Raw genomic sequence first — 23,716 nt, forward strand, 5'->3', positions numbered from 1 at the left:
AATCCCGAGTCGGCCGGGTCAGACCAGCACGTCGACCTCGTAGCCGTGCTCGCGAAGCGCCGAGAGCAGTGCCTCGACGTGTTTGGGGCCCCGGGTTTCGAGGTCCAGTTCCACCTCGGCGTCGTTCATCGCCACGTCGCGACTGGTCCGGTCGTGTTCGATGGCGTAGATGTTGGCCCGCTGGGCCGAGAGAATCTCGACCAGTTCCTCCAGCGCGCCGGGGCGGTCCTTGAGCACGGTCCGCAGCTTGAGATAGCGCCCGGTCTCGACCAGGCCCCGCATGACGACGTTCGTCAGCATGTTCAGGTCGATGTTCCCGCCACAGAGCGCGGGGACGATGGTCTCGTCGTCGGCGTACTCGAACTTCTCCTCGAGCACCGCGGCGAGCGCGACGGCCCCCGCTCCCTCGGCGAGGGTCTTCGAGCGTTCGAGCAGCGTGGTCAGCGCCACGGCGATCTCCGAGTCGGAGACGGTCACCACCTCGTCGACGCGGTCCTGGATTATCTCGAAGGTCTGCTCGCCGACGGTCCGGGTGGCGATGCCGTCGGCGATGGTCTCGACGGAGTCCCGCTTGACGCGGTGCCCCTTCCGCAGCGACTCGGCGACGCTCGAGGCCCCCTCGGCCTGTACGCCGACGACACGGATGTCCTCGTTTTTCCCTTTCAGCGCCGTGGCGATGCCGCTGATGAGCCCGCCCCCACCGATGGGGACCACGACCGTCTCTATCCCGGGCAGGTCGTCGTATATCTCGAGGCCGATGGTCCCCTGGCCGGCCATGACCTGCTCGTCGTCGAAGGCGTGGATGTAGGTCCGCCCCTCCTCGCGCTCGATCTCGTGGGCGCGCTCGGCGGCCGCGTCGTAGTCCCGGCCCGCGAGGACGACCTCGCCGCCGTAGTTGCGGGTGGCTTTGACCTTCGAGACCGGCGCGTGCTCGGGCATGACGATCTTCGACTCGACGCCGATGCGCGTCGCGGCGAGTGCGACGCCCTGGGCGTGGTTCCCCGCGCTGGCGGTGACGACGCCGGCCTCGCGTTCCGCCTCGGAGAGCGTGGCGATGCGGTTGGTCGCCCCGCGGATCTTGAACGCGCCCGTGCGCTGGAACAGTTCGAGTTTGAGGTGGACGTCCGCGCCGGTCATCGCAGAGAAGGTGTGCGAGTAGTCGAGCGGCGTGTGGCGGGCCGTCTGGCTGACCCGGTCCTGGGCCGCCAGCACGTCCTCGAACGAGAGCATGCCCCGTCCTACTCGCCGGGAGGTGTTAGACCTGCGGGAACGGGCACCGACATCGCGTGACGGCGGCAGAACTGTTTTATCGCCCGTGGGCCACGTACCGGTAGATGGACACCTGGATGCGACGGACCGCCTACTACGTCGCAGGGCTGGCGGCCGTCATCGTCGCCTACGCCGTCGCATACGACTACGGGATGACGGCCTGGGAGTCAGACCCCCGGGACTTCCTCCACTCGCTCCAGGTCGTCGTCGAGACGTTCACCACCACGGGCTTTGGCTCCGATTCGCCCTGGGAGAGCACGGGGATGCGCCTGCTGGTCATCGTGATGGACGTCACCGGCGTCGTGCTCATCTTCCTTGCGCTGCCGGTGTTGCTGTTCCCGCTGTTCGAGGAGGCGATGGCGACCTCCGCCCCGACGAGCATCGACGAGGAGCTGTCGGACCACGTCGTCATCTGCCAGTTCACGCCGCGGGGCGAGACGCTGGTGACGGAACTCGACACCTGGGACGTCCCCTACGTCATCGTCGAGGCGGACCGCGAGCGGGCGAACGAACTGCACGCTGCGGGAAACCACGTCATCCACGCCGACCCACAGACCGTCGAGGGCCTGGAGAGCGCCCGCCTCTCGGCGGCCCGCTCGCTGGTCGCCGACGCCTCCGACCAGGTCAACACGAGCATCATCCTCACCGCCCGCGAGGTCGACGAGTCGGTCCAGACCGTCAGCGTCGTCAAGGAGCCAAGCCGGGCGAAGTACCACGACCTGGCCGGCGCCGACGCCGTCATCTCGCCGCGCCGCATCCTCGGCGAGAGCCTCGCCAGCAAGGTCACGACGGGCGTCTCGACGACGCTGGGCGACTCCATCGAGGTGGGCGAGGACTTCGACATCGCCGAACTCCCCATCCACCGCGGGAGCGATCTGGTGGGGACGACGCTCGCGGACAGCGGCATCCGCGAGCGGACGGGCGTCAACGTCATCGGCGCGTGGTTCCGCGGGCAGTTCGTCAGTCCGCCCTCGCCGGACGCCGAACTCGACGGGAGCACCGTGTTGCTGGCGTCGGGGACCGAGTCACAGCTCGAACGGCTCAAGGAGATGACGATGTCGTCGGTCCACGACTTCCAGCGGGGCAAGACCGTCGTCGTCGGCTACGGCGAGGTGGGACAGACCATCTCCGCGGCGCTGACCACCGCCGGCGTCCCCCATACCGTCCTCGACCGGAAGGACGAACCCGGCGTCGACGTGGTCGGCGACGCCACCGAACCGGAGGTGCTCCAGGCCGCCCGCATCGACGAGGCCCGGACGGTCGTCCTCGCCATCTCACAGGACACGGAGACGGAGTTCGCGACGCTCGTCGTCCGTGACCTAGACCCCGACGTGGAGGTCATCGCCCGCGCCGAGGAGACGAACAACGTCAAGAAGATGTACCGCGCGGGGGCCGACTACGTCCTCTCGCTGGCGACGGTCAGCGGACGGATGCTCGCCTCGACCATCCTAGAGGAGGAGGACGTCATCTCGATGGACCAGCAGGTCGAGATCGTCCGCGTCTCGCCGGAGCGACTCGGCGACACGACGCTCGGGGAGGCCGACATCCGCTCGCGGACGGGGTGTACGGTCATCGCCGTCGAGCGCAACGGCGACGTGCTGACGGACCTCGGGCCCGACGTCCACATCGATTCGACGGATCGACTCGTCATCGCGGGCACCGACGAGGGCGTCGACCGCTTTACCGACCTGTTTGGCTGAACCGGCGGCGTCTCACCCGCCGCCGCCCGCGACGCCGCTCCCGATGGCCGCGCCACAGTCGTTGCACGCGACCACGTAGAACCGCTTGGAGGACCTGAACAGGCCCGCCATCTTCGCGTCGAGGTCGATGAACTCGACGTCCGATTCTTCCGCTATCGTGCCGTCACACTCGGGACAGTGGACCATGCGGCAGCACCGTCTCACCGCCGGGTAAAAGGCCCTGCCGTCGCTCAAACTGGCGTTGAAGTCAGGCGCTCCACTCGAAAAAGCGGGTGAAGAAAGTCGGCCCGTCGGTTCGCTCGGGCCGGCCCCGGAGTCACTTACCGCTCCTCGAGCGGGACGAACGTCGTCTCGTCGGGGTCGGGACCGGTGTAGCGGGCACGCGGGCGGATGAGGCGGTTGTCCTCGATGTACTCGAGTACGTGGGCGACCCAGCCGCCGACGCGGGACATCGCGAAGATGGGGGTGTAGATGTCGATGGGGATGCCCATCTGGTAGTACGTCGAGGCCGAGTAGAAGTCGACGTTGGGGGCCAGCCCCTTCTCCTCCATGAGGTACTCCTCGATGGTGGTGGACATCTCGTACCACTTCAGCGACCCGGCGGCCTCGCCCAGTTCCTTCGAGCGCTCGCCGAGGATCTTCGCGCGGGGGTCCTTGACGTTGTAGACGCGGTGGCCAAAGCCGGAGACGCGCCGCCCCTTGTCGAGGGCGGTCTGGACCCACTCGAGGGGGTCCATCGCGGCGTCGTCGACCTCCTTGAGCATCTCCATGACGTCCTGGTTGGCGCCGCCGTGGAGCGGCCCCTTCAGCGTGCCGATGGCGGCGGTGACGGAGCTGTGGACGTCAGAGAGGGTGGAGGCCGTGACCATCGCCGAGAACGTCGAGGCGTTGAGGCCGTGGTCGGCGTGGAGGACGAGCGCCTGGTCGAAGACGTCGGCCAGCACGTCGTCGGGTTCCTCGCCGTTGAGCATGTACAGGAAGTTCGCGGCGTGACCGAGGTCGTCCCGGGGCTCGACCGGCTCCTCGCCGTTTCTGATGCGGGCGAAGGCGGCGAGGATTGTCGGAATCTTGGCCGTGATGCGCCGGCCCTTCGCGAGGTTGACGGCCTCGTCTGTCGGTTCGGCGTCCTCGGGTGCGGGGTCGTACGCCGAGAGCATCGAGACGGCCGTCCGGAGCGCGGCCATCGGCTTCTCGCCGGACTCGGCCAGCTCGCGGACCGTCGCCACCAGTCCGTCGTCGACGGCCCGTTCGCTCACCATCGCTTCCTCGAAGTCCGCCAGTTCGGCCTCGTCGGGGAGGTGGCCGTGCCAGAGCAGATACAGCACCTCTTCGTAACTGGCGCCCTTCGCGAGGTCCTCGATGGTGTACCCGCGGTAGACGAGCGTGCCCACGTCGCCGTCGATCATACTCAGATCGGATTCGGCGACGAGGACTCCCTCGAGCCCTTTTTTGAGGTCGTCGGACATACCCGAACGGTACCGTACCTGCCGGGAAAAACATTTTCTTTCATCGCCTTCGTCTCACACACTCACACGTCTGGCGTCGGGGCCTGCTACGACAATGTCCACCTCTCGCCGCCAGATGCTGTCGAACGTCAAGGTTTCGTCGCCTGTCCGTGACGGGGCCAAAGCCGGCCCGACCATGAGCGGTGAGGAACGTTTTTCCTCGGCGGCGCCGAACCGACGGCCATGGATCCGACGGTATCCGTCGAGTACGAACCGGTCAGCGTCAAGGCGGTCCTGGCCGAGATGAAAGACACCGCGGAGCTGCTCATCGACCTCTCGTACTCGGCGGTGCTGCTCGGGAGCGACGACGTGGCCGCCGAGGTGCTGGAACTGGAGTCGAAGATGGACGTCCTCCAGATGCGCGCCCGGATGAGCATGCTGATGGCGTGTCGGTCGACCGACGACGCCGAGGCACTGGCGCCGGTGCTGGGGATGGTCGGCGCCGCCGAGAAGATAAGCGACGCCGCCGGCGACATCGCGAAGGTGGTCTTGGAGGACATCGGCCTGCCGGAATCCATGCGGGCGGCCCTCCCCGAGGCTGTAGAGACACTGGTCCGGGCGACCGTCGCCCCCGACTCGCCGCTGACCGGCGAGACGCTGGGGGCGCTGAACCTAGAGACGAACACGGGCGTGCGCGTCATCGCCATCCGGCGCCAGGGGACGTGGTTGTTCAACCCCGACCGCGAGACGTCCCTCCTGGCCGACGACGTGGTGCTCTTCCGGGGGCCCGAGAGCGGCGTCACCGACGTCTACCGCGAGGCGACCGGCGGCGACTACGACCCGCCAGACCCGCCGGCTGCGGGCCTGCAGGACCTGGAGCGGGCCGTCGACTCTATCGTCGTGATGAAGGACATGGGCGAGCTCGCCGTCGACCTGGCCTACGGCGCGGTGCTGTTCGACAGCACGGAGGTCGCCGAGGAGGTCATGGAACTGGAGGCGGAGGTCGACGCCCTGCAATCGCGGTTCGAGGTGTGGGTGCTCCGGGCGGCCGCCGACATCGACGACCCCGTCTCGCTGCGGGGGCTGGTCCACCTGGCCCGGTCGACGGAGGTCATCTCCGACGCCGCCCAGGAGATAAGCGAGGGCGTGATGCGGGGCCTCTCGACCCACCCGGTCGTCGCCGAGGCCGTCCAGGAGTCCGACGAGATAATCGTGCGGACGACGGTCACCGCCGACAGCACCCTCGCGGGCACCACCATCGGGGACGCCGCGGTGAAGACGGCGACGGGGATGCGAATCATCGCCATCCGGCGGGCCGGCGAGAGCGCCCGGACCGGCCGCGAGGACGCCGACTGGGTCGTCTCGCCGGGGCCGGAGACGCCGCTGCGAGCGGGGGACGTCCTCATCGCGAAGGGGACCCGCTCGGGGTCAGAGCGCCTGACCGATCTGGCCGGCCAGTAGTCAGGGGGCGTCCGCCCGGGCGAGTCTGACAGCCGAGACGACGGTCAGAAGCACCGTCAGCAGTCCGCCCAGGGAGGCGGCGAGGACGAACCCCAGCGCGAGATAGAGGTAGGCCGGCCGCTGGGTCCCCGGCAGGACGAAAAGCGCGAATATCGCGGCTGTCACTACCAGCGCGCCCGCGAAGCCGACCTTCGCGTTCCGGGGGACGTTCAGCGCCGTGACCATGGCGGCCTTGCCGCTCTGTCGCTGTCCGTCGGGATCTGACACGAGCGCCGGTACGGCCCCCATCCAAATGACGCCGTCGGTCCGCGTCGGGCCGGATGAGCGAAATCCGAACCAGTAAAAACGCCCGTCACGAAAGTGGGCGCAATGGAAACGTTCGGCACCGCCAGTGCTGCGCCTGGCGACGTGGACACGGGGCGCCTGACGGTCGGGGAGACGCGGGACGGGAGTCCCGTGGGCCTCCCGGTCGCCGTGGTCAACGGCGCCGCCGACGGGAAGCGACTCTACGTGCAGGCTGCGAGCGACGGCGACGAGTTGAACGGCGTCGGCGTCGTCCGGCGACTGCTCCCGCGACTCGACCCCGCCGACGTCTCGGGGACGATTCTCGTCTGTGGCATCGTCAACTACCACGCCTTCCAGGTCGCAGAGCACCGCAACCCCATCGACGACACGAAGATGAACCGGGCCTACCCGGGCGACGAGAACGGCACCTCGAGCGAGCGCATCGCCGCGGCCACCTACGACGCGGCGGTGAGTGCCGACCTGGTCGTCGACCTCCACCAGGGGTCGACCTCCCGGATGATAGACGAGTGTCGGGTCCGCTGTGGGTCGCGCCACCACCTCCACGAGGAGTGTCTCGAACTCGCACGGGTGTTTGGCTGCGGGTACATCTTAGACCAGAAGGGCCCCGACGGGCAGCTGGCCCGTACGGCCCCGGACGACGGTGTCCCCACCATCGACCCTGAACTGGGCGGGGCCGTCGGCTGGGACGAGGACTCCATCCGGGCCGGCGTCGATGGGATGTTCAACGTCCTGCGCTACTACGGCTTCCTCGACGGGCAGTGCCGGCCCCGGCCACAGACCCGCGCCAGCGGCTTCGAACAGTACGGCTCGCCGGTCGGCGGGCTCGTGGACTTCCAGGCCGACCTCGGCGAGCGCGTCTCGCACGGGCAGACGCTGTTCGAGGTGACCGACGTCTTCGGTGAGACGAAAGCCGAAATTACCGCTGACTCGGCGGGCATCTTCTGGCGCTCGCGGCGCCTCCCGCAGGTCGCGACCGGCGAGTACGTCTGTTCGGTCGGGACCGACGTGGATACGTACTGATAGCGGCTTCCCTCGGCCAGTTCGACATCGACTCGACGGTACAGCGCGGTCGAAGTGACGGACGGAGACGACGCCTCAGCGCCACTCCAGCAGCGAGACGGCCGCGGCGGCGTTCACCGAGAGCCACGCCGTGTCCGCGGCCGTCCCACGGCTGTCGTCGTAACAGATGAACCGGTCGGTGCCGTCGGAGCGCGTCCGGACCACCGCCGGCAGGACGCCGTCTGCCGGGTCCGCCGTCGGTTCGCCGTCGACCGTGTCCCAGTGCTCCGCTCCCATGTCTCGTAGCGTCGCTCACTGGCACTATTGTTACCACGGCGTTACCCAGAACTGGGTTACCTTACGTCCTCGACGTCGACGAGTGCGGTCGCGTCGACCGCCAGCCACTGGTCGGCCACCCGGTGTGCCGGCGCCGCTTTCGGGTAGACGAGTGCCCGTGGCGGCCCGTTTGCCGTCGGTTCGGATTCCGCGACCAGCACTTCCTCGGCGAAGTCGTCCTGGGGGAGCGGGTCCCTGGCGGCGACGGGACCGTCTCCGACGGTGGCGGGCCAGTTGGTGCTCATTACCTCCCGATAGCGACCCCGTACACATTGTTATGTGCGGGGTAATCGGGGTCCGGGACCGACCGCGCCCCGACGGTGGACACTGCGAGGGCACCGCCCGGGGGCCGCCATCGTCGCCGCTGTGGCCTCCCTCGCCGAGTAAGGCCCGCGGAACCTCGCCGGACGCCCCCTCTTTGGTCAGGTCAGGGTGCGTGGAACTCGATCGCCGCGTCCTGCACGACCACCTTTTTCGTCGTCGGGTCGCCTGCGGCGACCACTCCTCGAAAAACGTGGGCGAAAAAGGCCGGCCCGTCGCTTCGCTCGGGCCGGTGAACCCCCTCGCTGCGCTCGCGGGATGCTAGGGCCGGTGGAACTCGATCGCCGCGCCCTGCACGACCACTTTTTTCGTCGTTGGGTGTGCTCGCTTCGCTTCGCACACCACGCCTCGAAAAATCTGGACCAAAAAGGCCGGCCCATCGCTTCGCTCGGGCCGGTGAACCCCCTCGCTGCGCTCGCGGGATGCTAGGGCCGGTGGAACTCGATCGCCGCGCCCTGCACGACCACTTTTTTCGTCGTTGGGTGTGCTCGCTTCGCTTCGCACACCACGCCTCGAAAAATCTGGACCAAAAAGGCCGGCCCATCGCTTCGCTCGGGCCGGTGAACCCCCTCGCTGCGCTCGCGGGATGCTAGGGCCGGTGGAACTCGATCGCCGCGCCCTGCCCGAAGCCGACACACTCCGTCGCCAGGCCCAGGTCGGCGCCGCGCCGGTTCATCTCGTGGACGAGCGTCACCGGCAGGCGTGCCCCGGACGCCCCCAGCGGGTGGCCGATGGCGATGGCGCCACCGTTGACGTTGAATATCTCGTCGTCGAAACCCAGCTCGTCCTTGCAGTAGAGAGACTGCGAAGCGAAGGCCTCGTTCAGCTCGACCAGGTCGTACTCCGACGGGTCGCGGCCGACGCGCTCGCCCAGTTTGCGGACCGCGGGGACCGGCCCGATGCCCATCACCGTCGGGTCGACGCCGACGACCTCGTGGGCGCCGATCTCCGCGAGCACGTCGAGGCCGCGTTGCTGGGCGAACTCGCGGGTCGTGACCAGCAGGCCCGCGGCGCCGTCGGAGACCTGTGAGGCGTTCCCGGGGGTGACCGTCCCGTCGGACTTGAAGACGGTCGGGAGCGAGGCGAGTTTCTCGAGCGTCGTGTCCCGGCGGATGCCCTCGTCCTCGGCGACGATGCCCTCGTCGGTCTCGATGGGGACGATCTCCTCGGAAAAGCGGTCCGAGTCCGTCGCGTCGGCGGCCCGTTCGTGACTGCGCAGCGCGTACTCGTCCTGGCGCTGTCGGTCGATCCCCTTCTCCTCGGCGACCGTCTCGGCGGTCATCCCCATCTGGAGCTCGCCGATGTTGTAGTGCTCGGCGATGCGCGGGTGGACGTTGTGGGTGTTCTCGCCCATCTTCACGCGGGACATCGACTCGACGCCGCCGGCTATCAGCACCTCACGCTGTCCGGCCGAGATGGCGTCGGCCGCCCGCATCAGCGCCTCAGCGGAGGAGGCACACCAGCGGTTGACCGTGGCGCCGGGGACGTCCTCGCCCAGTTCGGAGAGCAGGGCGACGACGCGGGCTAGGTTGTTGCCCTGTTCGCCGCGCTGCTGGGCACACCCCCACAGCAGGTCGTCGACCGCGGCCGGTTCGACGCCGGTGTCTGCGAGCAACTGGTCCACGAGCGGTATCGAGAGGTCCTCGCTGCGGACGTCCGCGAACGCGCCGTCCTCTTTCCCCTGCGGTGTCCGGACCGCCCCGACGATGACAGGTGTTGGCATGCCTGGTGCAAGGGCACCGCCGCTGTTAAACCCTCACAAACTCCCGACAGCGCGCGAGGCGTTGTCGCGGGTCAGAAGTTCCGGAACCCCTCCGGCAGACCCGTGTGTCTGATGCCGCTTCGCTCCTCGACGTCGAACCGGAAGATGGCGATGTCCTCGGACTCCAGGGCGGCCGCGAACACCTCCGGGCGCCAGACCCCGTCGAGGACGTCGGCTATGTCCTCCCACTCGGACTCCGGGACGCGTTCGGGCCGCCCGGTCAGGGCCACGCTCTCCCAGCTGAACATCGAGGCGACGTCCAGGACGAGGAACGTGGCCAGCTCGGCGTCCGTCATCAGGACCCGCTTCTCGCTCTCCGGACCGCCGATGAACGTGAAGTAGAGCACGCCGTCGGCGTAGCCGAACGATATCGGCACCAGGTACGGGGCCGCCGCCGCCGGGAGGCCGAGCACGCCGAAGCGCTGACTCGACAGGAAATCCTCGATCTCCGTATCGTCCATCTCCGTGAGTCCGGCCGCCTCAAGAGAGTCCATCGGCATACTGTACTGTTTCGAAGACTGACACTAAAGTGGTTCGTGCGTTCCCGCACCGAGAGAACGTCAGTCAGGCCGCTGCTGGCCGGACGACCCGAGCCGTGGACGTCTCGACGCCGCCATCACGTCGTGTGCCTGGCGCCCGCGCCGTCGGCGTGCTTCGAGTCACTTATTGCCCCCGGATTGCAAGGTCTGTGGGAATGAGCAATCCGGAACTGGACGTCGTCGAGTTCCTGCTGACGACGACACTCTACACCGAGCGACGGGAGCTCGACCCCGACGACCTGCCGGCGGCCTACCGGGCGGCGTTCTGGAGCGACGGGACCATCGAGCGCCCCCTCTCGGCGACGACGACGACCGCCAGCGAGGCGACCGGCGTCGAACGCCCCTGGGACGCCGTCTCTGGACTGATGTTCACCGACCGCGACGACTTCTCGGGGACCCTCTCGTTTACCGACCGCGACATGGCCAAGCAGTGGTTCTTAGACCGGGTCGACGCCGACCGCATCGGGCGGAACCCGGTGCTCGCGGCGGCCTACGAGGACGAGGTCGAGGGCGTCGACTACGAGACCGCCCGCGCCCAGAATCGCCCCTCGCGCGCCGACCGGGCGTTCATCGACGCGATGCTCGAGGAGGCGTTCGACACCGACGACGAGGACGACGAGTCGATGCTGGACCTCGTGGACGTGCGCGCCCCCGAGGAGGTCGAGATGACGCTGAACGACCTGGTGCTCACGGCGGACCAGGAAGGGGAGATCCAGAAGATCGTCAAGGCCATCGAACACCGCGACTACCTCGCCCGCATCGGCCTGCGCGAGATCGGGAAACTCCTCTTTGTCGGCCCGCCGGGCACCGGCAAGACGAGCGTCGCCCGCGCGCTGGCCCACGATCTGGACCTCCCGTTCGTCGAGGTCAAGCTGTCGATGATCACCAGCCAGTACCTCGGCGAGACGGCGAAGAACGTCGAGAAGGTCTTCGAGGTGGCCAAACGCCTCTCGCCGTGTATCCTCTTCATGGACGAGTTCGACTTCGTCGCGAAGACCCGCTCGTCGGACGAACACGCCGCGATCAAGCGCGCGGTCAACACCCTGCTCAAGAGCATCGACGAGATCTCGCTCATCCAGGACGAGGTGCTCCTGATCGGCGCGACCAACCACCCCGACCAGCTCGACGCCGCGGCCTGGCGGCGCTTCGACGAGATCGTCAACTTCCCCAAGCCCGACCGCGGGATGCGCGCGGACATCCTGCGCATCGTCACCCGCGAGATGGACATCCTCGACTTCGAACCGACGAAGCTCGCGGACATGACCGAGGGGCTCACCGGCAGCGACCTCCGCCTGGTCCTCCGGGAAGCTGTCCTCGAGGCGCTGACCGAGGAGCGGACGACGCTCACCCAGCAGGACCTCGAGGACGCCATCGTCGACTTCGAGGAGCGGGACAACCTCAAGAACATGGACATGATCGACGGCGACCACGACGCCCTGGTGGCCGGCGGCGACTTCTCCGAGGAGGCCGACGCCGCCTCCGACGGCGGCCACAGCCACGACCACGACCACTGAGGCGGCCGGTCAGGGTGACGCTTATCTGGTTCGGTGACCAGCGTCTGGTATGGACGAAGACGTGTTCACGACCCCCGAAGAACCGACGGACGACTGGGTCGACGTCCGGATGACCGACCCCGCCGCGGGCGAGTGGGACATCGACCTCGTCGTCGCCGACGGGACGGTCGAGTTCGTCGACCTGCGAATCAAACCGTCGCTCCTCGCTGGCTTCATCGACTGTCTCGTCGACGACGTCACCGACGAACGCGCTCGGGAGGTTCTCACCAGGGCCGCCCGCATGCAGGGCCTGGACCCCGACGACATCGTCTCCGAGGAGTGACGCCCGAAGCGCGGGACTTACACCCGTCCCGCCCGGAGCGGCCCACGATGGAGGTCACGCTACTGGGAACGGGCGACACGACGGGCACGCCGACGGTCGGCTGTGACTGTGACACCTGTGAACGGGCGCGCGACCCCGACGCCGACCTGCGCGAGGGGGTGCGCGAGCGCGGCCTCGACCCGGATTCCGTCGAGCGCTCGCGCTTTTCGGTCTACGTCGAACACGCCGAGACCGGCCAGTCGCTGCTCGTCGACGTCAGCCCCGACTTCCGCCACCAGTTCCTCCGCGAGGGGGTCGCCCTGCCCGACGCGGCCGTCGTCACCCACGTCCACTTCGACCACCTCGACGGCCTGGGCAACGCCTACCGCCTGTTCGAGGACCTGCCGGTGTACGCCGCCGACGAGACCGACCCGGTCACCGGCGAGAGCGTCGCCGAAGGCGTCCGGAACCGGTATGACTACCTCGACACCGTCTCGGTCCACCCCCGGACCCCCTACGACCCCTTCACCGCTGCCGGCTTCGAGGTGACGCTCGTCCCCGTCGAACACCCGCCGCTCTTGTGTTACGGCCTCCGCATCGCGGAACCGGAGACTGGCGCCGTCCTCGCTATCTCCGGGGACACCTGCTTCGAGATTCCCGACCGCTCCCGCGAGGTGCTGACCGGTGCCGACCTCGCGCTCGTGGAAGGACTCATCCACCCCGAGGCCTGCGAGTCCCACCCTGCCGGCGGTGCCCACCACGACGACGCGGGCGTCCCCCGGACCTTCGGGACCAAGCACATGACCCTGCGAGGCTCACGGGACTTCGCTGTGGCCATCGACCCCGCGGAGTACCGCATCGTCCACACCGCCCACTACGTCCCCGCCGACCAGGCCTACGCCGACGACATCGCCCTCGACGGCGAGCGCTTCTCGCTCGGCGAGTAGGCAGCCCAGGTCGGTATCCTCGCGGTCGTCGGTCTGGCTCTACGACCCGATGACTGCTACAGTAACCACCATCGGCCGCGTCCGCCCTGGACTTTTTGTAGGATGGGGCGACCAGTGGGGACATGGACCCGCGCGGCATCGCGGAGACGGTGGGGGCGGCACTGGTCAGCAGCGCCCTCGCGGCCGCCGGCCTGTGGCTGTTCGCGGGTGTCGTCGACTGGCCGCTCGTCGGCGGCGTCGGGGCCGTCGTCGCGCTCGCGTCGGCGGCGGCCTACCGCGACCGGCCCACGCACGCGGATCTGATCGAGGACCCGGGGGACGACGGGGCGGCCCGGCGCGGTGCGGAAAGCGACCCCGGACCGCGCCGCAGCGACCGTGAACCCGGACCGCACGACGAGGCGGGTCGGCCGCCCGACGGCGACCGCTGAACTCAGCGAAACCGGTCCAGGCCGCTCTGCCGGCGCCGTCGCCCCGCCGGGTCACGCTCCCAGGGCGTCCGCTCGGCGCGCAGGGCGTCGCCGTCCACCGTCGGGGCCTCGCCGGGGTCGTAGCCCCCGCAGTCCGGTCCGCACGCCTCGCTTTCCCGGACGGGCCGCCCCTTCCAGGCACAGTGGGGCAGGCCGTCGGCGTCGGGGCGACACCGGGTGCAGTCCGGGTAGTCGAAACTCCGCCACCCCTTCGCGTAGGCGCGCTCGGCCAGCCGACGGCGGGCGCGGGCCGTCTCGGCGGCCGTGACGACCCGCACGTCGGTCCGGAGCGGGTGCTCCTCGAGGAGTTCGACGCCGCCCGCGTCGGCCGGCAGCGGCGCCGACTCGCGAACGACCTCCCGGTCGCCGCTGTCGGGGTCGAACCGCCAGACACCGACCGCCTCGGGGATGCGGTTCAGGTGCGCGCCGGTGACGTAGTCGGCCGTCGCCAGCACCACCCGGTCGACCAGGCCCAGCGAGACGTCGGTCCGCAACTGGGTCTCGAGGTCGCCCGGCCGGTCGAGGTCGGGCTTGTTCTCGATGGCGGTGATGCGCCCGATCCAGTTCGGATATCGGGTGGTCTGGCGGACGTAGGTGCGCCCGCCGCGGCGCTCGCGCTCGAAGAAGCCACGTTCGACGGCCAGTTCGACGGCCCGCTCGGCCCGGTCGGGGTGGCAGTCGAAGGCCGACTTCCAGTAGCGGGCCCGGCCGGGGCCCACGTCGCTCTCGATTGCCGCCGTCGGGATGCGCTCGGGGGTGATGGCCGCCCGCTCGGCGAACTCGGGGCCGGGTTCGACGACGACGGTGTCGAGGACTCGCCGGCCGTGGACGTGCCCGCCCAGTTGACGGCTCACGAGGTGGCCCTCCCGCTCGAGGTGGGCACACAGCGCCAGTTCGAACCCGAACTCTCGCACAGCGAGAGGCAGGGGCGGCAGGAACAAAAGCGGCGCGCCCGAGTGGACTCCGCTCTCGGCGGTCGGCGAACTGCCCGTCCACCCCGCTGGCCGACCGAGCGCTCCCCCGCCGCCGTCGAGGGAGCGGTCACGGGCGAGGTCATGCACCTCCTGTTGGGCTGAGACCGTCGATTTCCGTGCAGGTGGGGCACACGCAGACGCGGGGCAGAGCCCCGCGCTCCGGGCGCAAACAGTAGGTTTATCAGGCGCACGTGGCGAAACTCAACCAAGATTACTCCCGAAATGACATCGAACAACCAACCGGAGGTGAACATCGGACTCGTCGGCCACGTCGACCACGGCAAGACGACGCTCGTCCAGGCCCTGTCCGGCGAGTGGACCGACCAGCACTCCGAGGAGATGAAGCGCGGGATCTCTATCCGGCTCGGCTACGCCGACGCCACCTTCCGTCGCTGTCCCGAGGCCGAGGAGCCCGAGGCGTTCACCGTCGAGGAACACTGCGAGGACCACGACGTCGACACCGAGCACCTCCGGACGGTGTCGTTCGTCGACGCCCCCGGCCACGAGACGCTGATGGCGACGATGCTCTCCGGGGCGGCCATCATGGACGGAGCTGTTCTGGTCATCTCCGCGACCGAACCCGTCCCGCAGGCCCAGACCGAAGAGCACCTCAGCGCGCTGGACATCATCGGCATCGACAACATCGTCATCGCCCAGAACAAGGTCGACCTCGTCGACGCCGAGCGGGCGAAACAGAACTACGAGCAGATCAAGGAGTTCGTCGCGGGGACCGTCGCCGAGGACGCACCCATCGTCCCCATCAGCGCCGGCCAGGAGGCCAACGTCGACCTGCTCATCGACGCCATCGAGCGCGAGATTCCCACGCCCGAACGCGACCCGGACGCCGACGCCCGGATGATGGTCGCCCGGTCGTTCGACATCAACCGGCCCGGCACCACCTGGGAGGACCTCATGGGCGGCGTCCTCGGGGGGTCGCTGGTCCGCGGACAGCTGGAGGCCGACGACGAGATCGAACTGCGCCCGGGCCGCGAGGTCGAGGAGGGCGGCCAGTCCGAGTGGCGCCCCGTCACCACGGAGGTCCGCTCGCTGCAGTCGGGCGGGGAGTTCGTCGACACGGTCACGCCCGGTGGCCTGCTCGGCGTCGGCACCGGCCTGGACCCCTCCATCACGAAGGGCGACGCGCTGGCCGGCCAGGTCGCCGGCCCGCCCGGCAGTCTCCCGCCGACTCACGAGCAGTTCACGATGGACGTCGACCTGCTCGAGCGCATCGTCGGCGACGACGGCGGCGAGGTCGAGGAGATCTCGACCGGGGAACCGCTGATGCTCACCATCGGCACGGCGACGACGGTCGGCGCGGTCACCAGCGCCCGTGAGGGCGAGTGCGAGCTCTCGCTCAAGCGCCCGGTCTGTGCCGAAGCAGGCGCGAAGATCGCCATCAACCGCCGTGTCGGCGCGCGCTGGCGGCTCATCGGCGTCGGCACGCTGCGGGGATGATAGTGCTGGACACGAACGCGCTGATGATGCCGGTCGAGTGCGACGTCAGAGTCTTCGAGGAACTCGACCGACTCGCCGCCGACGGCGAGTACGCCGTCCCCGAGGCGGTCGTCGAGGAACTCGAGAAACTGGCCGACGGCGCCGGGATGGAGGCGACGGCGGCGTCGGTCGGCCGGGACCTCCTCGACCGCGTCGCCGTGGTCGAGACAGCGGCCGACTACGCCGACGACGCGGTGGTGGAACTGGCGACGCGCGACGCGGCGACACACGCGGTCACGAACGACGCGCCCCTCAGACGGCGCCTGCTCGACGCGGGCGTTCCAGTAATTAGTTTAAGGGGCCGGAACAAACTGGGTATCACTCAACCATAACATGTACAAACGGGTACGCTTACGCGACACGGTAGAAGTCCCGCCACGACACCTGGCGGACGTCGGCCCGGAGCTGGTCAAACGGCTCCTGCAGGACAAGCTCGAGGGACGGATGGACGAGGACGTCGGTAGCGTCGTCACCGTCATCGACGTCAAGGACATCGGCGACGGCGCAGTGTTGCCGAACAAGCCCGGCGTCTACTACGAGGCCGAGTTCGACGCCCTGACCTTCGACCCACAGATGCAGGAAGTGGTCGACGGCGAGGTCGTCGAGGTCGTCAACTTCGGGGCCTTCGTCGGCATCGGCCCCGTCGACGGGCTGTTGCACGTCTCCCAGATCTCCGACGAGTATCTCGCCTACGACGAGGAGAACCAGCAACTCGCCTCCCGGGAGTCCAACCGGACCCTGGGCGTCGGTGACGCCGTCCGGGCCCGCATCGTCACCAAGAGCATCGACGAGCGCAACCCGCGGGACTCCAAGATCGGCCTGACGGCCAAACAGGTCGGCCTGGGCAAGCACGGCTGGCTCCAGGAGGACCGCGAGAAACGCGAGAGCCCGGCGGAAGCCGGTGATTCCTGATGGCGGACCGGCTCGTCTGTCGCGACTGTCACCGCGTCCAGGGCGCCGAGGTCGAGAGCCAGTGTGAGGCCTGTGGCGGCACGTCGCTGACCGAGGACTGGGCGGGGTACGTCGTCATCGCCCACCCCGAGGAATCCGAGATCGCCCGCGAGATGGAGGTCACGGAGCCGGGCCAGTACGCGCTGAAGGTCCGCTGAGCGTGGCCGACGTCGTCCTCGAACTCCCGGAGGACCTGCGAGGCGAACTCAAGGAGCCCTTTGGCTCGCTGCATACCGACGCGGCGACGCTGCTTTCTGTCGCCGGCGACCCGCTGGTCGCCGTCGGCGACATCGTCACCTACCACCTGCTCGAGGCTGGCCGGGTCCCGGACGTCGCCTTCGTCGACGAGCGCACCAAGCGGACCGCCGTCGACGAGGAGGTCCGGGCGGCCGTCGCCGGGTTCGACCGCCGCGTCGACGTCGAGAACCCGCCGGCGACGCTCACGCGGGACCTGCTCTCGGCGCTCGTCACCGCGCTCGAGACCGACGGGACCACGCTCGTCCACGTCGACGGCGAGGAGGACCTGGCGGCGCTCCCGGCGATTCTCGCCGTCCCCGCCGGCGGGGTCGTGGTCTACGGCCAGCCCGACGAGGGGATGGTGCTCGTCAGGGGCGACGCGGCGACCACCGAACGGGTGGAGGCGCTACTCGACCGGATGGACGGCGACGCAGCACTGGCTCGCTCGCTGCTGTCCGACTGACTACTCGGGACGGGGCACGCTCAGGTTCTGCATCTCGGCCCCACACTTCTCGCAGGTCACTGCGGAGAGCTCGCTACAGAGGCGCGTCCCGCAGTCGGGGCACTCGAAGAGTCGCTCGTTGTCGTCACACGGTGCCGGGTCTGACCAGGTTGGCATCCTTGAGCGTAATACCTCGCGAATGCGCTTAAACTTTGGTATGGAGTCGCATACCGTGGACGAACGTCCACCGACGGTGGACGAACGGTCACTCCAGCAGGTGGACGTGCCGGACCAGCGACCGGTGGACCCGCCGCTCGAAGCGGTCGGCGAGCGTCCACCCGGCGGTCTCGGCGGCCGCCGTCCACTCGCGGTCGGCGACCAGGACACAGCGGTCGGCGACTCGCCGTGCCTCGGCGAGCGCACCGGAAACGAGGGGGTCGAGGTCGCCCTCGATGCGGGACTGGCGGCCGTAGGGCGCGTCGAAGACGACGGCGTCGACGGCGTCGTCAGCGAGGGGCAGGCGCGCGGCGTCGGCCCGGAGGAGGTCCCAGCGGCCGGGTGGGGGGCCTGAACCGTCCGGGTGACTGGTTGCCGGGAGGCCGTGGCGCAGGTTCTCGCGCGTCCCGCGCACCATCTTTTCCTGTGCGTCGCTCCCGACTACGTCGGCGCCGACGAGGCCCGCCTCGAGCAGGATGCCGCCGGTGCCACACATCGGGTCGAGCACCGTCGCGCCGGGCCGGGCGCCCGCGAGGTTGACCAGCGCGCGCGCCTCCAGCGGGTCCATGCTCCCGGGCTGGAAGAACGGCCGGTCGGTGGGCTGGCGCTCGCCGAAGTCCCGGTGGCTCTCGACGGCGAGCCACCCCAGCGCACAGCAGGCCTCGCCCGCGTCGGACTCCTCGTCGCCCGCGGGGTCGGCGAAGTAGGCGTAGAGCGTGTGGTCGGGGGTCTCCAGGTCGACGGCGAACCCGCGGTCCGTGAGGGCGCCGCCCAGCGCCCGCTCGGCCGCCTGCGTGTCGACGTCGGTGCTCCCCCTGACGTCGACGGCACGCACCGCGACGGTCCCCGAGCGGTCGACGCTCGCCGTCTCGAGTACGGCCCGCGCGCTCTCGACGTCCGGGTCGCCGGTCCCGACGAGTTCGCAGGCTCGATGCGTGTAGGCGAGCGACGCCACGCGGTCGGTGACCCCGCGGGCCGTCGCCAGGCCGGGCGCGAGCGGCGTGACGGCGCTGGCGGCACTCGTGGCCTCCCGGGTCGCGAACGCGTCGTCCTGCCCGCCGAGTTCGAGCACGTACACGCCGCTACTGTCCGTCCGGACGGCTATCAGCGTGCCGGTCCGCGCCGTCCGGGTCGGATATAAACAGTTCCTCTCAGCGGTGTGACTGGTGTGACCGGCGACGTGTCAGTCTACGCCATGAACCTTTATAAACCTTAAATACGTGATTTAAATCGAGATATGGTTGACCCCAAGGAGACCATCAACATCGAAAACGTCGTCGCCTCGACTGGAATCGGGCAGGAACTCGACCTTCAGAGCGTGGCGATGGACCTCGAGGGTGCCGACTACGACCCCGAACAGTTCCCCGGCCTCGTCTATCGGACACAGGACCCGAAATCCGCGGCGCTGATATTCCGGTCCGGCAAGATCGTCTGCACCGGCGCGAAGTCCACCGACGACGTCCACCAGAGTCTGCGCATCGTCTTCGACAAACTCCGCGACCTCAACATCGAGGTCGACGACGACCCCGAGATCGTCGTCCAGAACATCGTCACGTCGGCGGACCTCGGTCGAAACCTCAACCTGAACGCCATCGCGATCGGGCTGGGACTGGAGAACATCGAGTACGAGCCCGAGCAGTTCCCCGGGCTCGTCTACCGCCTCGACGACCCCGACGTCGTCGCGCTCCTCTTTGGTTCGGGCAAACTCGTCATCACCGGCGGCAAGAAGCCCGACGACGCCAAGGAGGCCGTCGACAAGATCGTCTCCCGCCTCGAGGAACTGGGCCTGCTCGACTGACCCGGGTCGTCCCGGTGTCAGCGACGGGCCAGCGACTGCTCCGTGCCCGGTGGGCTGCCGTCGACAGAACAAAACGCACAAACGCTCCCCCGCCGAATCACGGGTATGCTCCAGGGTGGGACGCCGAGTCTGACCGGCGGCGGGATTCTGGCCGTCGTCGTGACACTGCTGGTCACCTGGCTGTTCTACGCGGTGACGCTGCACCTGGCGGCGACGTTCTTCGTCGGCGACGTGCCCAGCCAGCTGGCCGCGAAGGCGGCCGTGTTGCCCGCGGTGGTCTCCCTGCTGCTCCAGCGCTTCGGGGTCGAGGCCGGCGTCGTCTCACCGAGCCTCGGTGTCCTCGTCGTCGTCGTCCTCACGCTCGTCGCCGACGGCATCGCCGTCAGCGCCGTCTACCGCCTCTCGACGCGTTCGACGGCGCCGCTGGTCGCGCTCCACTTCGCCTTCGCGGCGGTGCTTGGCTTCGCGCTCAACAACATCTTCGGGCTGATCTGAGATGAACGGCAACGACCGTGCCATCGTCACCTTCACCGGTGTCGCCCACGCGCTCGTCCACACCTACGAGCTCTCGATTCCCATCCTCGTGGTCGTCTGGCTCACCGAGTTCCCCGTGACGACCGCGCTCGTCGGGACCGTCGTCGCCGTCGGCTACGCACTCTTTGGCATCGGGTCGCTCCCCGGCGGCGTCCTCGCGGACCGCTTCGGACCGAACCGCCTCGTCACGCTCTGTCTCGCCGGCATGGGCGGCTCCTTCCTCCTGTTGAGCCTCGCGCCGGGCATCCCGACCATCGCGCTCGCGCTCGCCCTGTGGGGCGTCTCGGCCAGCGTCTACCATCCGGCGGGGCTCGCGCTCATCTCGACGGGCGTCCAGGACCGCGGCTCCGGGTTCGCCTACCACGGGATGGCCGGCAACGCCGGCATCGCGCTGGGGCCCCTCCTGACCGCCGTGCTCCTGCTGGCCTTCGAGTGGCGACTCGTCACGGCGCTGCTGGTCGTCCCGGCGGGCCTCGCCGTCGTGTACGCGACGACCGTCGAGTTCGACGAGACGGCGGCGGTGAGCACCGACGGCGGCACGCCCGACGAGTCCCCCGCGTCGATCGCCGGCTTCCTCGCCAACTCGCGGGCCCTCTTTACCGCCGGGTTCACCGTCGCCCTCCTGGTCGTGATGAGCAACGGGCTGTTCTACCGGGGTATCCTCACGTTCCTGCCGGACGTCCTGGGTGGCTTCCTCCCGCCGGTGACGGATTACGTCCAGCTGTTCGACCCCGGGAGCCCGCTGGCCGAGAAGTTCGACCTGGCATCCTACCTCTACGCCGGCCTGCTCACCGTCGGCATCGGCGGCCAGTACGTCGGCGGCAAACTCACCGACCGCATCCCCGTCGAGGTCGGCCTGCTCGTGATCTTCGGCGGCCTCGCGGTCGTCTCGGCGCTGTTCGTCCCGGCCGCGGAGGCCGGGATTTTGCCACTCCTCGCAGTGAGCGTCGCGCTCGGCTTCCTGCTGTTTGCCGTCCAGCCGCTGTATCAGGCGACCATCGCCGAGTACAGTCCGCCCGGTGATCGCGGGCTCTCCTACGGCTACACGTACCTGGCGAACTTCGGCGTCGGCGCTGCGGGGGCCGCCATCTCGGGCTACCTCCTGACCGTCCTCGACGTCAGCGGGACGTTCCTCACGCTCGCGTTGCTTCCCGTGGCCGGCTTCGTCTTGGCGGCGGTGCTGTGGCGACTGGACGAGTGAGAGTCGGCTCTGTCGACCCCCTCGGGGGCGTGCGCCGGTCGAGTCGTCCGCACTCGCCACTTCGGATACCGGTCGAGTGCGTCCGCCCCGAGCGTGGGCCGGCCTGTCGCTCGCAGGACGCGACCGAATCAGCGACGAGGGCGGTTCGTCGGCCAGACGACCGTCGTCGCAACGCTGCCTGGCGGCCGTGACTATGCCGCTGCTGGCTCCGGTGCGTACCACGCCAGGAGCGCTCCGAGCACCCCGAGGCCCCCGGCCACGAGGAAGGCCGTCTCGTAGTTCGCGGCGTCGATGAGCCGCCCGGCGGCGATGGGTGCCATGAACGCCCCCGCCAGGCCGACGCTCGTGAGGAAGGCCACGGCCGTCGCGGCGACGGCTGGCTCGACCAGCTCACGGACGTACGCGAAGACGAGGCCGAGACACAGCTGGATGGCGAACCCGGCGACGAGCAGCGCCGCGACGACGACTGGGACGGATCGAATCGCGGTAAAGCCCGCGACGATGGGCGTCGCCACGAGGAAGGACAGCAGGACGACCGGGCGGCGGCGGCCGCCAAAGAGGGTATCCGAGAGGACGCCACCGGTCACCCGCGAGACCACGCCGACGGCCGGAAACAGGGCGACGAGTGCGCCGCTGAGCGCCAGCGACAGCTGCAGGTCCTCGGTGAGATACGACGGGGCCCAGCTGTTGACGAACAGGTACAGCGCGTAGCCGAGGAACCCGAGGAGGCAGACCGTCCAGACGCGCCGGTCCGTGACGACGCGGCCGAGATCCGACAGCGTCGGCGGCGAGGTCCCGCTGGCGTGTCCGCTGCCGCGACTCATCGGCCAGAAGATGAGCACTCCCACGCACGCGATGCCCGTGAAGATGGGAAAGATCGCGGGCCAGCCGAACTGCTCGGCGACGATGGGGCCGGTGCCCTGTCCGATGGCGAAGCCCACCGGCCCGCTCGCGGTGAACGTCGCCACGGCCGTCCCCTGTCTGGCAGGGTCGAACGAGCGCCCGACGATGTCGATGCCCGCGTTCCAGACGACGACGTAGGCGACGCCGCCGAGGACGCGCGAGCCGACGAGCGACCAGTAGGCCCCGGCGATCGCGGCCTGCCAGCCCCACACTCCGGCGAGGAGCAGGAGCCCGACCGCCACCACGATGGCGTACCGCGAGTTCGTCCGGTCGAGCACGACCCCGGCCGGAAGGCTCGCCAGGACTGCCGACCCGAACATGACGCTGACGAGGAGGCCGGCCCCCGAGGCAGAGACCCCCAGCGACTCCCGGATGAGCGGCGTCACGCTCGCCGGAACGAGTTCGTAGGCAGCGAGCCCCACGGACATGAGACTCGCGCCCGCGAGCAGTCCCCAGCGGGCGCGTTCGCTCGTCACGGCCGTCTCTGCATCCAACGCGGTGTCCTCGCCCGACACGTCGACGGGATTCACCCCGACGCGGTATCAACCTGGCGTGATGCGTTCGAACTGCCCGACGACTCGCCACCGAGCAGGGATACCCTCGCTTTGCCATCTGCTGTACTCCCCTCCTGTTTCCCGCAGACAAATGCTGACAGTCGTCGGAGTCGTGCTGAATACAGGGCGCGAATCGGTCAGTAGACGGTGTACATCTCGCACGGTAGTAGACTCAGGGATTCCCACTGCGTGGGAATAATGTATGTTTATAATATAATAACACTCACACTTTCTAGTGGGTGAATCGCACATGCCAATCGAAGACCTCGCTCGAAGCGACATCGTCACAGCTGATCCTGAAACCACCGTTACCGACCTCGCAGCAGCGATGGCCGAAGAGAACGTCGGGAGCGTCGTGATCACGGACGACGGGACGCCCGTCGGGATCGTCACGGATCGAGATCTGACCGTTCGCGTCCTCGGGGAAGCGCTCGATCCGACTGAGCAGACCGCCAGAGACGTGATGACCGACCAGCTTCATATGATCGCGCCCAACGCCGGGTTCTACGAGGCGGCCAAGTTGATGGCCGACCAGGGGGTTCGACGCCTGCCGGTCTCTGACGGCGATACCCTCGCCGGCATCATCACCGTCGACGATATCGCGGAACTGCTCGCCGACGAACAGCAACATCTCGGCGACATCATCCGGGCCCAGCGACCCGAATACTGACTACCGATGCCGGAAGAGACACTGTTCAAAACCGAGGACCAGATGACGAGAGCGGACATCGCCCGGACGCTGCGCGACACTGCGGACGAGATCGAGGCCGGCGACGTCCAGCTCGTGGGCGACACCGACGAACGCAGCGTCGCTGTCCCCGAGCATCCTCGATTCGAGGTCGAACTCGAACGGCTCACGGACTCGGAGACCGGCGAACAGCGGTACGAACTCGAGTACGAAATCAGGTGGACGACGTAGCACGACCGCCGTGCGACACGCTCTCGCTGCCTCTCGCAGCACGGTCTCGTCCTGGTTCCGACGTGGTATGACCCTCCCTACTGTCGACGTCGGCCGGTCGGTGCCCGAACACACAGGTCGGGCCGA

At 68.8% G+C, this 23,716-nt stretch carries 29 protein-coding genes; 17 read left to right on the top strand and 12 right to left on the bottom strand.

Features of this window, described 5'->3' with window-relative positions; genetic code table 11:
* Positions 1-18: 18 nt before the first annotated feature.
* Positions 19-1,230 (bottom strand): threonine ammonia-lyase, encoded by a 1,212-nt coding sequence (gene ilvA, locus P1K88_RS03065; RefSeq protein WP_276412454.1) that lies wholly within the window; start codon positions 1,228-1,230, stop codon positions 19-21.
* Positions 1,231-1,334: 104 nt separating this feature from the next.
* Here ilvA and P1K88_RS03070 point away from each other — a divergent pair, with 104 nt between their 5' ends.
* On the top strand, positions 1,335-2,969 hold the full coding sequence (locus P1K88_RS03070; RefSeq protein WP_276412456.1) for a potassium channel family protein: 1,635 nt from the start codon (positions 1,335-1,337) through the stop codon (positions 2,967-2,969).
* Between the two features lie 12 nt (positions 2,970-2,981).
* Here P1K88_RS03070 and P1K88_RS03075 read toward each other — a convergent pair whose 3' ends face one another.
* Complete coding sequence (locus P1K88_RS03075; RefSeq protein ID WP_276297366.1) at positions 2,982-3,155, bottom strand: hypothetical protein; 174 nt, start codon at positions 3,153-3,155, stop codon at positions 2,982-2,984.
* A gap of 134 nt (positions 3,156-3,289) precedes the next feature.
* Positions 3,290-4,435 (bottom strand): citrate synthase, encoded by a 1,146-nt coding sequence (citZ, locus tag P1K88_RS03080; RefSeq protein WP_276412457.1) that lies wholly within the window; start codon positions 4,433-4,435, stop codon positions 3,290-3,292.
* Between the two features lie 222 nt (positions 4,436-4,657).
* Between citZ and P1K88_RS03085 the strand changes: the two genes are divergently transcribed.
* Positions 4,658-5,875, top strand: coding sequence for a potassium channel family protein (locus P1K88_RS03085; protein WP_276412458.1), 1,218 nt, complete (start codon positions 4,658-4,660; stop codon positions 5,873-5,875).
* Here P1K88_RS03085 and P1K88_RS03090 read toward each other — a convergent pair whose 3' ends face one another.
* Positions 5,876-6,142, bottom strand: a complete 267-nt coding sequence (locus tag P1K88_RS03090; protein ID WP_379786660.1) for a DUF7536 family protein — start codon at positions 6,140-6,142, stop codon at positions 5,876-5,878.
* A gap of 102 nt (positions 6,143-6,244) precedes the next feature.
* On the opposite strand from P1K88_RS03090, the gene P1K88_RS03095 reads away from it, so the two are divergent.
* Complete coding sequence (locus P1K88_RS03095) at positions 6,245-7,201, top strand: succinylglutamate desuccinylase/aspartoacylase family protein (RefSeq protein ID WP_276412460.1); 957 nt, start codon at positions 6,245-6,247, stop codon at positions 7,199-7,201.
* A gap of 75 nt (positions 7,202-7,276) precedes the next feature.
* Here P1K88_RS03095 and P1K88_RS03100 read toward each other — a convergent pair whose 3' ends face one another.
* From P1K88_RS03100 to P1K88_RS03115, 4 genes are all read right to left on the bottom strand, one after another.
* Positions 7,277-7,477, bottom strand: a complete 201-nt coding sequence (locus P1K88_RS03100; protein WP_276412461.1) for a hypothetical protein — start codon at positions 7,475-7,477, stop codon at positions 7,277-7,279.
* A 56-nt stretch (positions 7,478-7,533) separates the two neighbouring features.
* Complete coding sequence (locus P1K88_RS03105) at positions 7,534-7,761, bottom strand: hypothetical protein (protein ID WP_276412463.1); 228 nt, start codon at positions 7,759-7,761, stop codon at positions 7,534-7,536.
* A gap of 665 nt (positions 7,762-8,426) precedes the next feature.
* Positions 8,427-9,560, bottom strand: coding sequence for a thiolase family protein (locus tag P1K88_RS03110; RefSeq protein ID WP_276412465.1), 1,134 nt, complete (start codon positions 9,558-9,560; stop codon positions 8,427-8,429).
* A 71-nt stretch (positions 9,561-9,631) separates the two neighbouring features.
* Entirely contained in the window at positions 9,632-10,099 is a 468-nt protein-coding gene (locus P1K88_RS03115; RefSeq protein WP_276412467.1) for a pyridoxamine 5'-phosphate oxidase family protein, read from the bottom strand.
* A gap of 194 nt (positions 10,100-10,293) precedes the next feature.
* Between P1K88_RS03115 and P1K88_RS03120 the strand changes: the two genes are divergently transcribed.
* The 4 genes from P1K88_RS03120 (at position 10,294) to P1K88_RS03135 (ending at position 13,328) form a co-directional block, all read left to right on the top strand.
* The gene (locus tag P1K88_RS03120) at positions 10,294-11,652 is read left to right on the top strand and encodes an ATP-binding protein (RefSeq protein WP_276412468.1); all 1,359 of its coding nucleotides are present in this window, start codon (positions 10,294-10,296) and stop codon (positions 11,650-11,652) included.
* A 49-nt stretch (positions 11,653-11,701) separates the two neighbouring features.
* Positions 11,702-11,974 (top strand): hypothetical protein, encoded by a 273-nt coding sequence (locus P1K88_RS03125; RefSeq protein WP_276412470.1) that lies wholly within the window; start codon positions 11,702-11,704, stop codon positions 11,972-11,974.
* A gap of 47 nt (positions 11,975-12,021) precedes the next feature.
* Positions 12,022-12,900, top strand: coding sequence for an MBL fold metallo-hydrolase (locus tag P1K88_RS03130; protein WP_276412471.1), 879 nt, complete (start codon positions 12,022-12,024; stop codon positions 12,898-12,900).
* A gap of 122 nt (positions 12,901-13,022) precedes the next feature.
* The gene (locus tag P1K88_RS03135; RefSeq protein ID WP_276412473.1) at positions 13,023-13,328 is read left to right on the top strand and encodes a hypothetical protein; all 306 of its coding nucleotides are present in this window, start codon (positions 13,023-13,025) and stop codon (positions 13,326-13,328) included.
* A 2-nt stretch (positions 13,329-13,330) separates the two neighbouring features.
* Here P1K88_RS03135 and P1K88_RS03140 read toward each other — a convergent pair whose 3' ends face one another.
* A complete protein-coding gene (locus tag P1K88_RS03140; protein WP_276412474.1) occupies positions 13,331-14,281 on the bottom strand; it encodes a DUF5787 family protein in 951 nt (316 codons plus the stop codon).
* Positions 14,282-14,563: 282 nt separating this feature from the next.
* Between P1K88_RS03140 and P1K88_RS03145 the strand changes: the two genes are divergently transcribed.
* Genes P1K88_RS03145 through P1K88_RS03165 form a run of 5 tightly spaced genes read left to right on the top strand, consistent with a single transcriptional unit; the run spans position 14,564 to position 17,486 of the window.
* The gene (locus tag P1K88_RS03145; protein ID WP_276412476.1) at positions 14,564-15,796 is read left to right on the top strand and encodes a translation initiation factor IF-2 subunit gamma; all 1,233 of its coding nucleotides are present in this window, start codon (positions 14,564-14,566) and stop codon (positions 15,794-15,796) included.
* Positions 15,793-16,167: a PIN domain-containing protein gene (locus P1K88_RS03150; protein WP_276412477.1), complete on the top strand. Its 375-nt coding sequence runs from the start codon at positions 15,793-15,795 to the stop codon at positions 16,165-16,167. The genes P1K88_RS03145 and P1K88_RS03150 overlap by 4 nt, the downstream gene beginning before the upstream one ends.
* A 1-nt stretch (position 16,168) precedes the next feature.
* Complete coding sequence (locus P1K88_RS03155) at positions 16,169-16,747, top strand: DNA-directed RNA polymerase (RefSeq protein ID WP_276297348.1); 579 nt, start codon at positions 16,169-16,171, stop codon at positions 16,745-16,747.
* Positions 16,747-16,944, top strand: a complete 198-nt coding sequence (gene spt4, locus P1K88_RS03160; RefSeq protein WP_276412479.1) for a transcription elongation factor subunit Spt4 — start codon at positions 16,747-16,749, stop codon at positions 16,942-16,944. The genes P1K88_RS03155 and spt4 overlap by 1 nt, the downstream gene beginning before the upstream one ends.
* Before the next feature lie 2 nt (positions 16,945-16,946).
* The gene (locus tag P1K88_RS03165) at positions 16,947-17,486 is read left to right on the top strand and encodes a GTP-dependent dephospho-CoA kinase family protein (RefSeq protein ID WP_276412481.1); all 540 of its coding nucleotides are present in this window, start codon (positions 16,947-16,949) and stop codon (positions 17,484-17,486) included.
* On the opposite strand, the gene P1K88_RS03170 is transcribed toward P1K88_RS03165, so the two are convergent.
* Both P1K88_RS03170 and P1K88_RS03175 read right to left on the bottom strand, forming a co-directional pair.
* Positions 17,487-17,642, bottom strand: a complete 156-nt coding sequence (locus P1K88_RS03170) for a rubrerythrin-like domain-containing protein (RefSeq protein ID WP_276412483.1) — start codon at positions 17,640-17,642, stop codon at positions 17,487-17,489. It lies immediately after the preceding gene.
* 88 nt (positions 17,643-17,730) lie between these two features.
* A complete protein-coding gene (locus P1K88_RS03175) occupies positions 17,731-18,759 on the bottom strand; it encodes a methyltransferase domain-containing protein (protein ID WP_276412484.1) in 1,029 nt (342 codons plus the stop codon).
* A 159-nt stretch (positions 18,760-18,918) separates the two neighbouring features.
* Here P1K88_RS03175 and P1K88_RS03180 point away from each other — a divergent pair, with 159 nt between their 5' ends.
* The 3 genes from P1K88_RS03180 to P1K88_RS03190 all read left to right on the top strand — a co-directional run bounded on the left by P1K88_RS03180 (position 18,919) and on the right by P1K88_RS03190 (position 21,214).
* Positions 18,919-19,479 carry a TATA-box-binding protein gene (locus P1K88_RS03180; RefSeq protein WP_276275936.1) on the top strand — a complete coding sequence of 187 codons (561 nt, stop codon included), beginning with the start codon at positions 18,919-18,921 and terminating at the stop codon, positions 19,477-19,479.
* Positions 19,480-19,584: 105 nt separating this feature from the next.
* The gene (locus tag P1K88_RS03185) at positions 19,585-19,974 is read left to right on the top strand and encodes a DUF7473 family protein (RefSeq protein WP_276412488.1); all 390 of its coding nucleotides are present in this window, start codon (positions 19,585-19,587) and stop codon (positions 19,972-19,974) included.
* A 1-nt stretch (position 19,975) separates the two neighbouring features.
* Positions 19,976-21,214 (top strand): MFS transporter, encoded by a 1,239-nt coding sequence (locus tag P1K88_RS03190; RefSeq protein WP_276412490.1) that lies wholly within the window; start codon positions 19,976-19,978, stop codon positions 21,212-21,214.
* 191 nt (positions 21,215-21,405) lie between these two features.
* On the opposite strand, the gene P1K88_RS03195 is transcribed toward P1K88_RS03190, so the two are convergent.
* The gene (locus tag P1K88_RS03195) at positions 21,406-22,632 is read right to left on the bottom strand and encodes an MFS transporter (RefSeq protein ID WP_276412492.1); all 1,227 of its coding nucleotides are present in this window, start codon (positions 22,630-22,632) and stop codon (positions 21,406-21,408) included.
* 289 nt (positions 22,633-22,921) lie between these two features.
* Between P1K88_RS03195 and P1K88_RS03200 the strand changes: the two genes are divergently transcribed.
* Together P1K88_RS03200 and P1K88_RS03205 are read left to right on the top strand one after the other, a co-directional pair.
* Positions 22,922-23,341 carry a CBS domain-containing protein gene (locus P1K88_RS03200; RefSeq protein ID WP_276412493.1) on the top strand — a complete coding sequence of 140 codons (420 nt, stop codon included), beginning with the start codon at positions 22,922-22,924 and terminating at the stop codon, positions 23,339-23,341.
* Between the two features lie 6 nt (positions 23,342-23,347).
* Positions 23,348-23,590, top strand: a complete 243-nt coding sequence (locus P1K88_RS03205; RefSeq protein ID WP_276412494.1) for an amphi-Trp domain-containing protein — start codon at positions 23,348-23,350, stop codon at positions 23,588-23,590.
* Positions 23,591-23,716 lie beyond the last annotated feature (126 nt).

Source organism: Haloarcula halobia, assembly GCF_029338255.1.
Lineage (GTDB): Archaea > Halobacteriota > Halobacteria > Halobacteriales > Haloarculaceae > Haloarcula > Haloarcula halobia.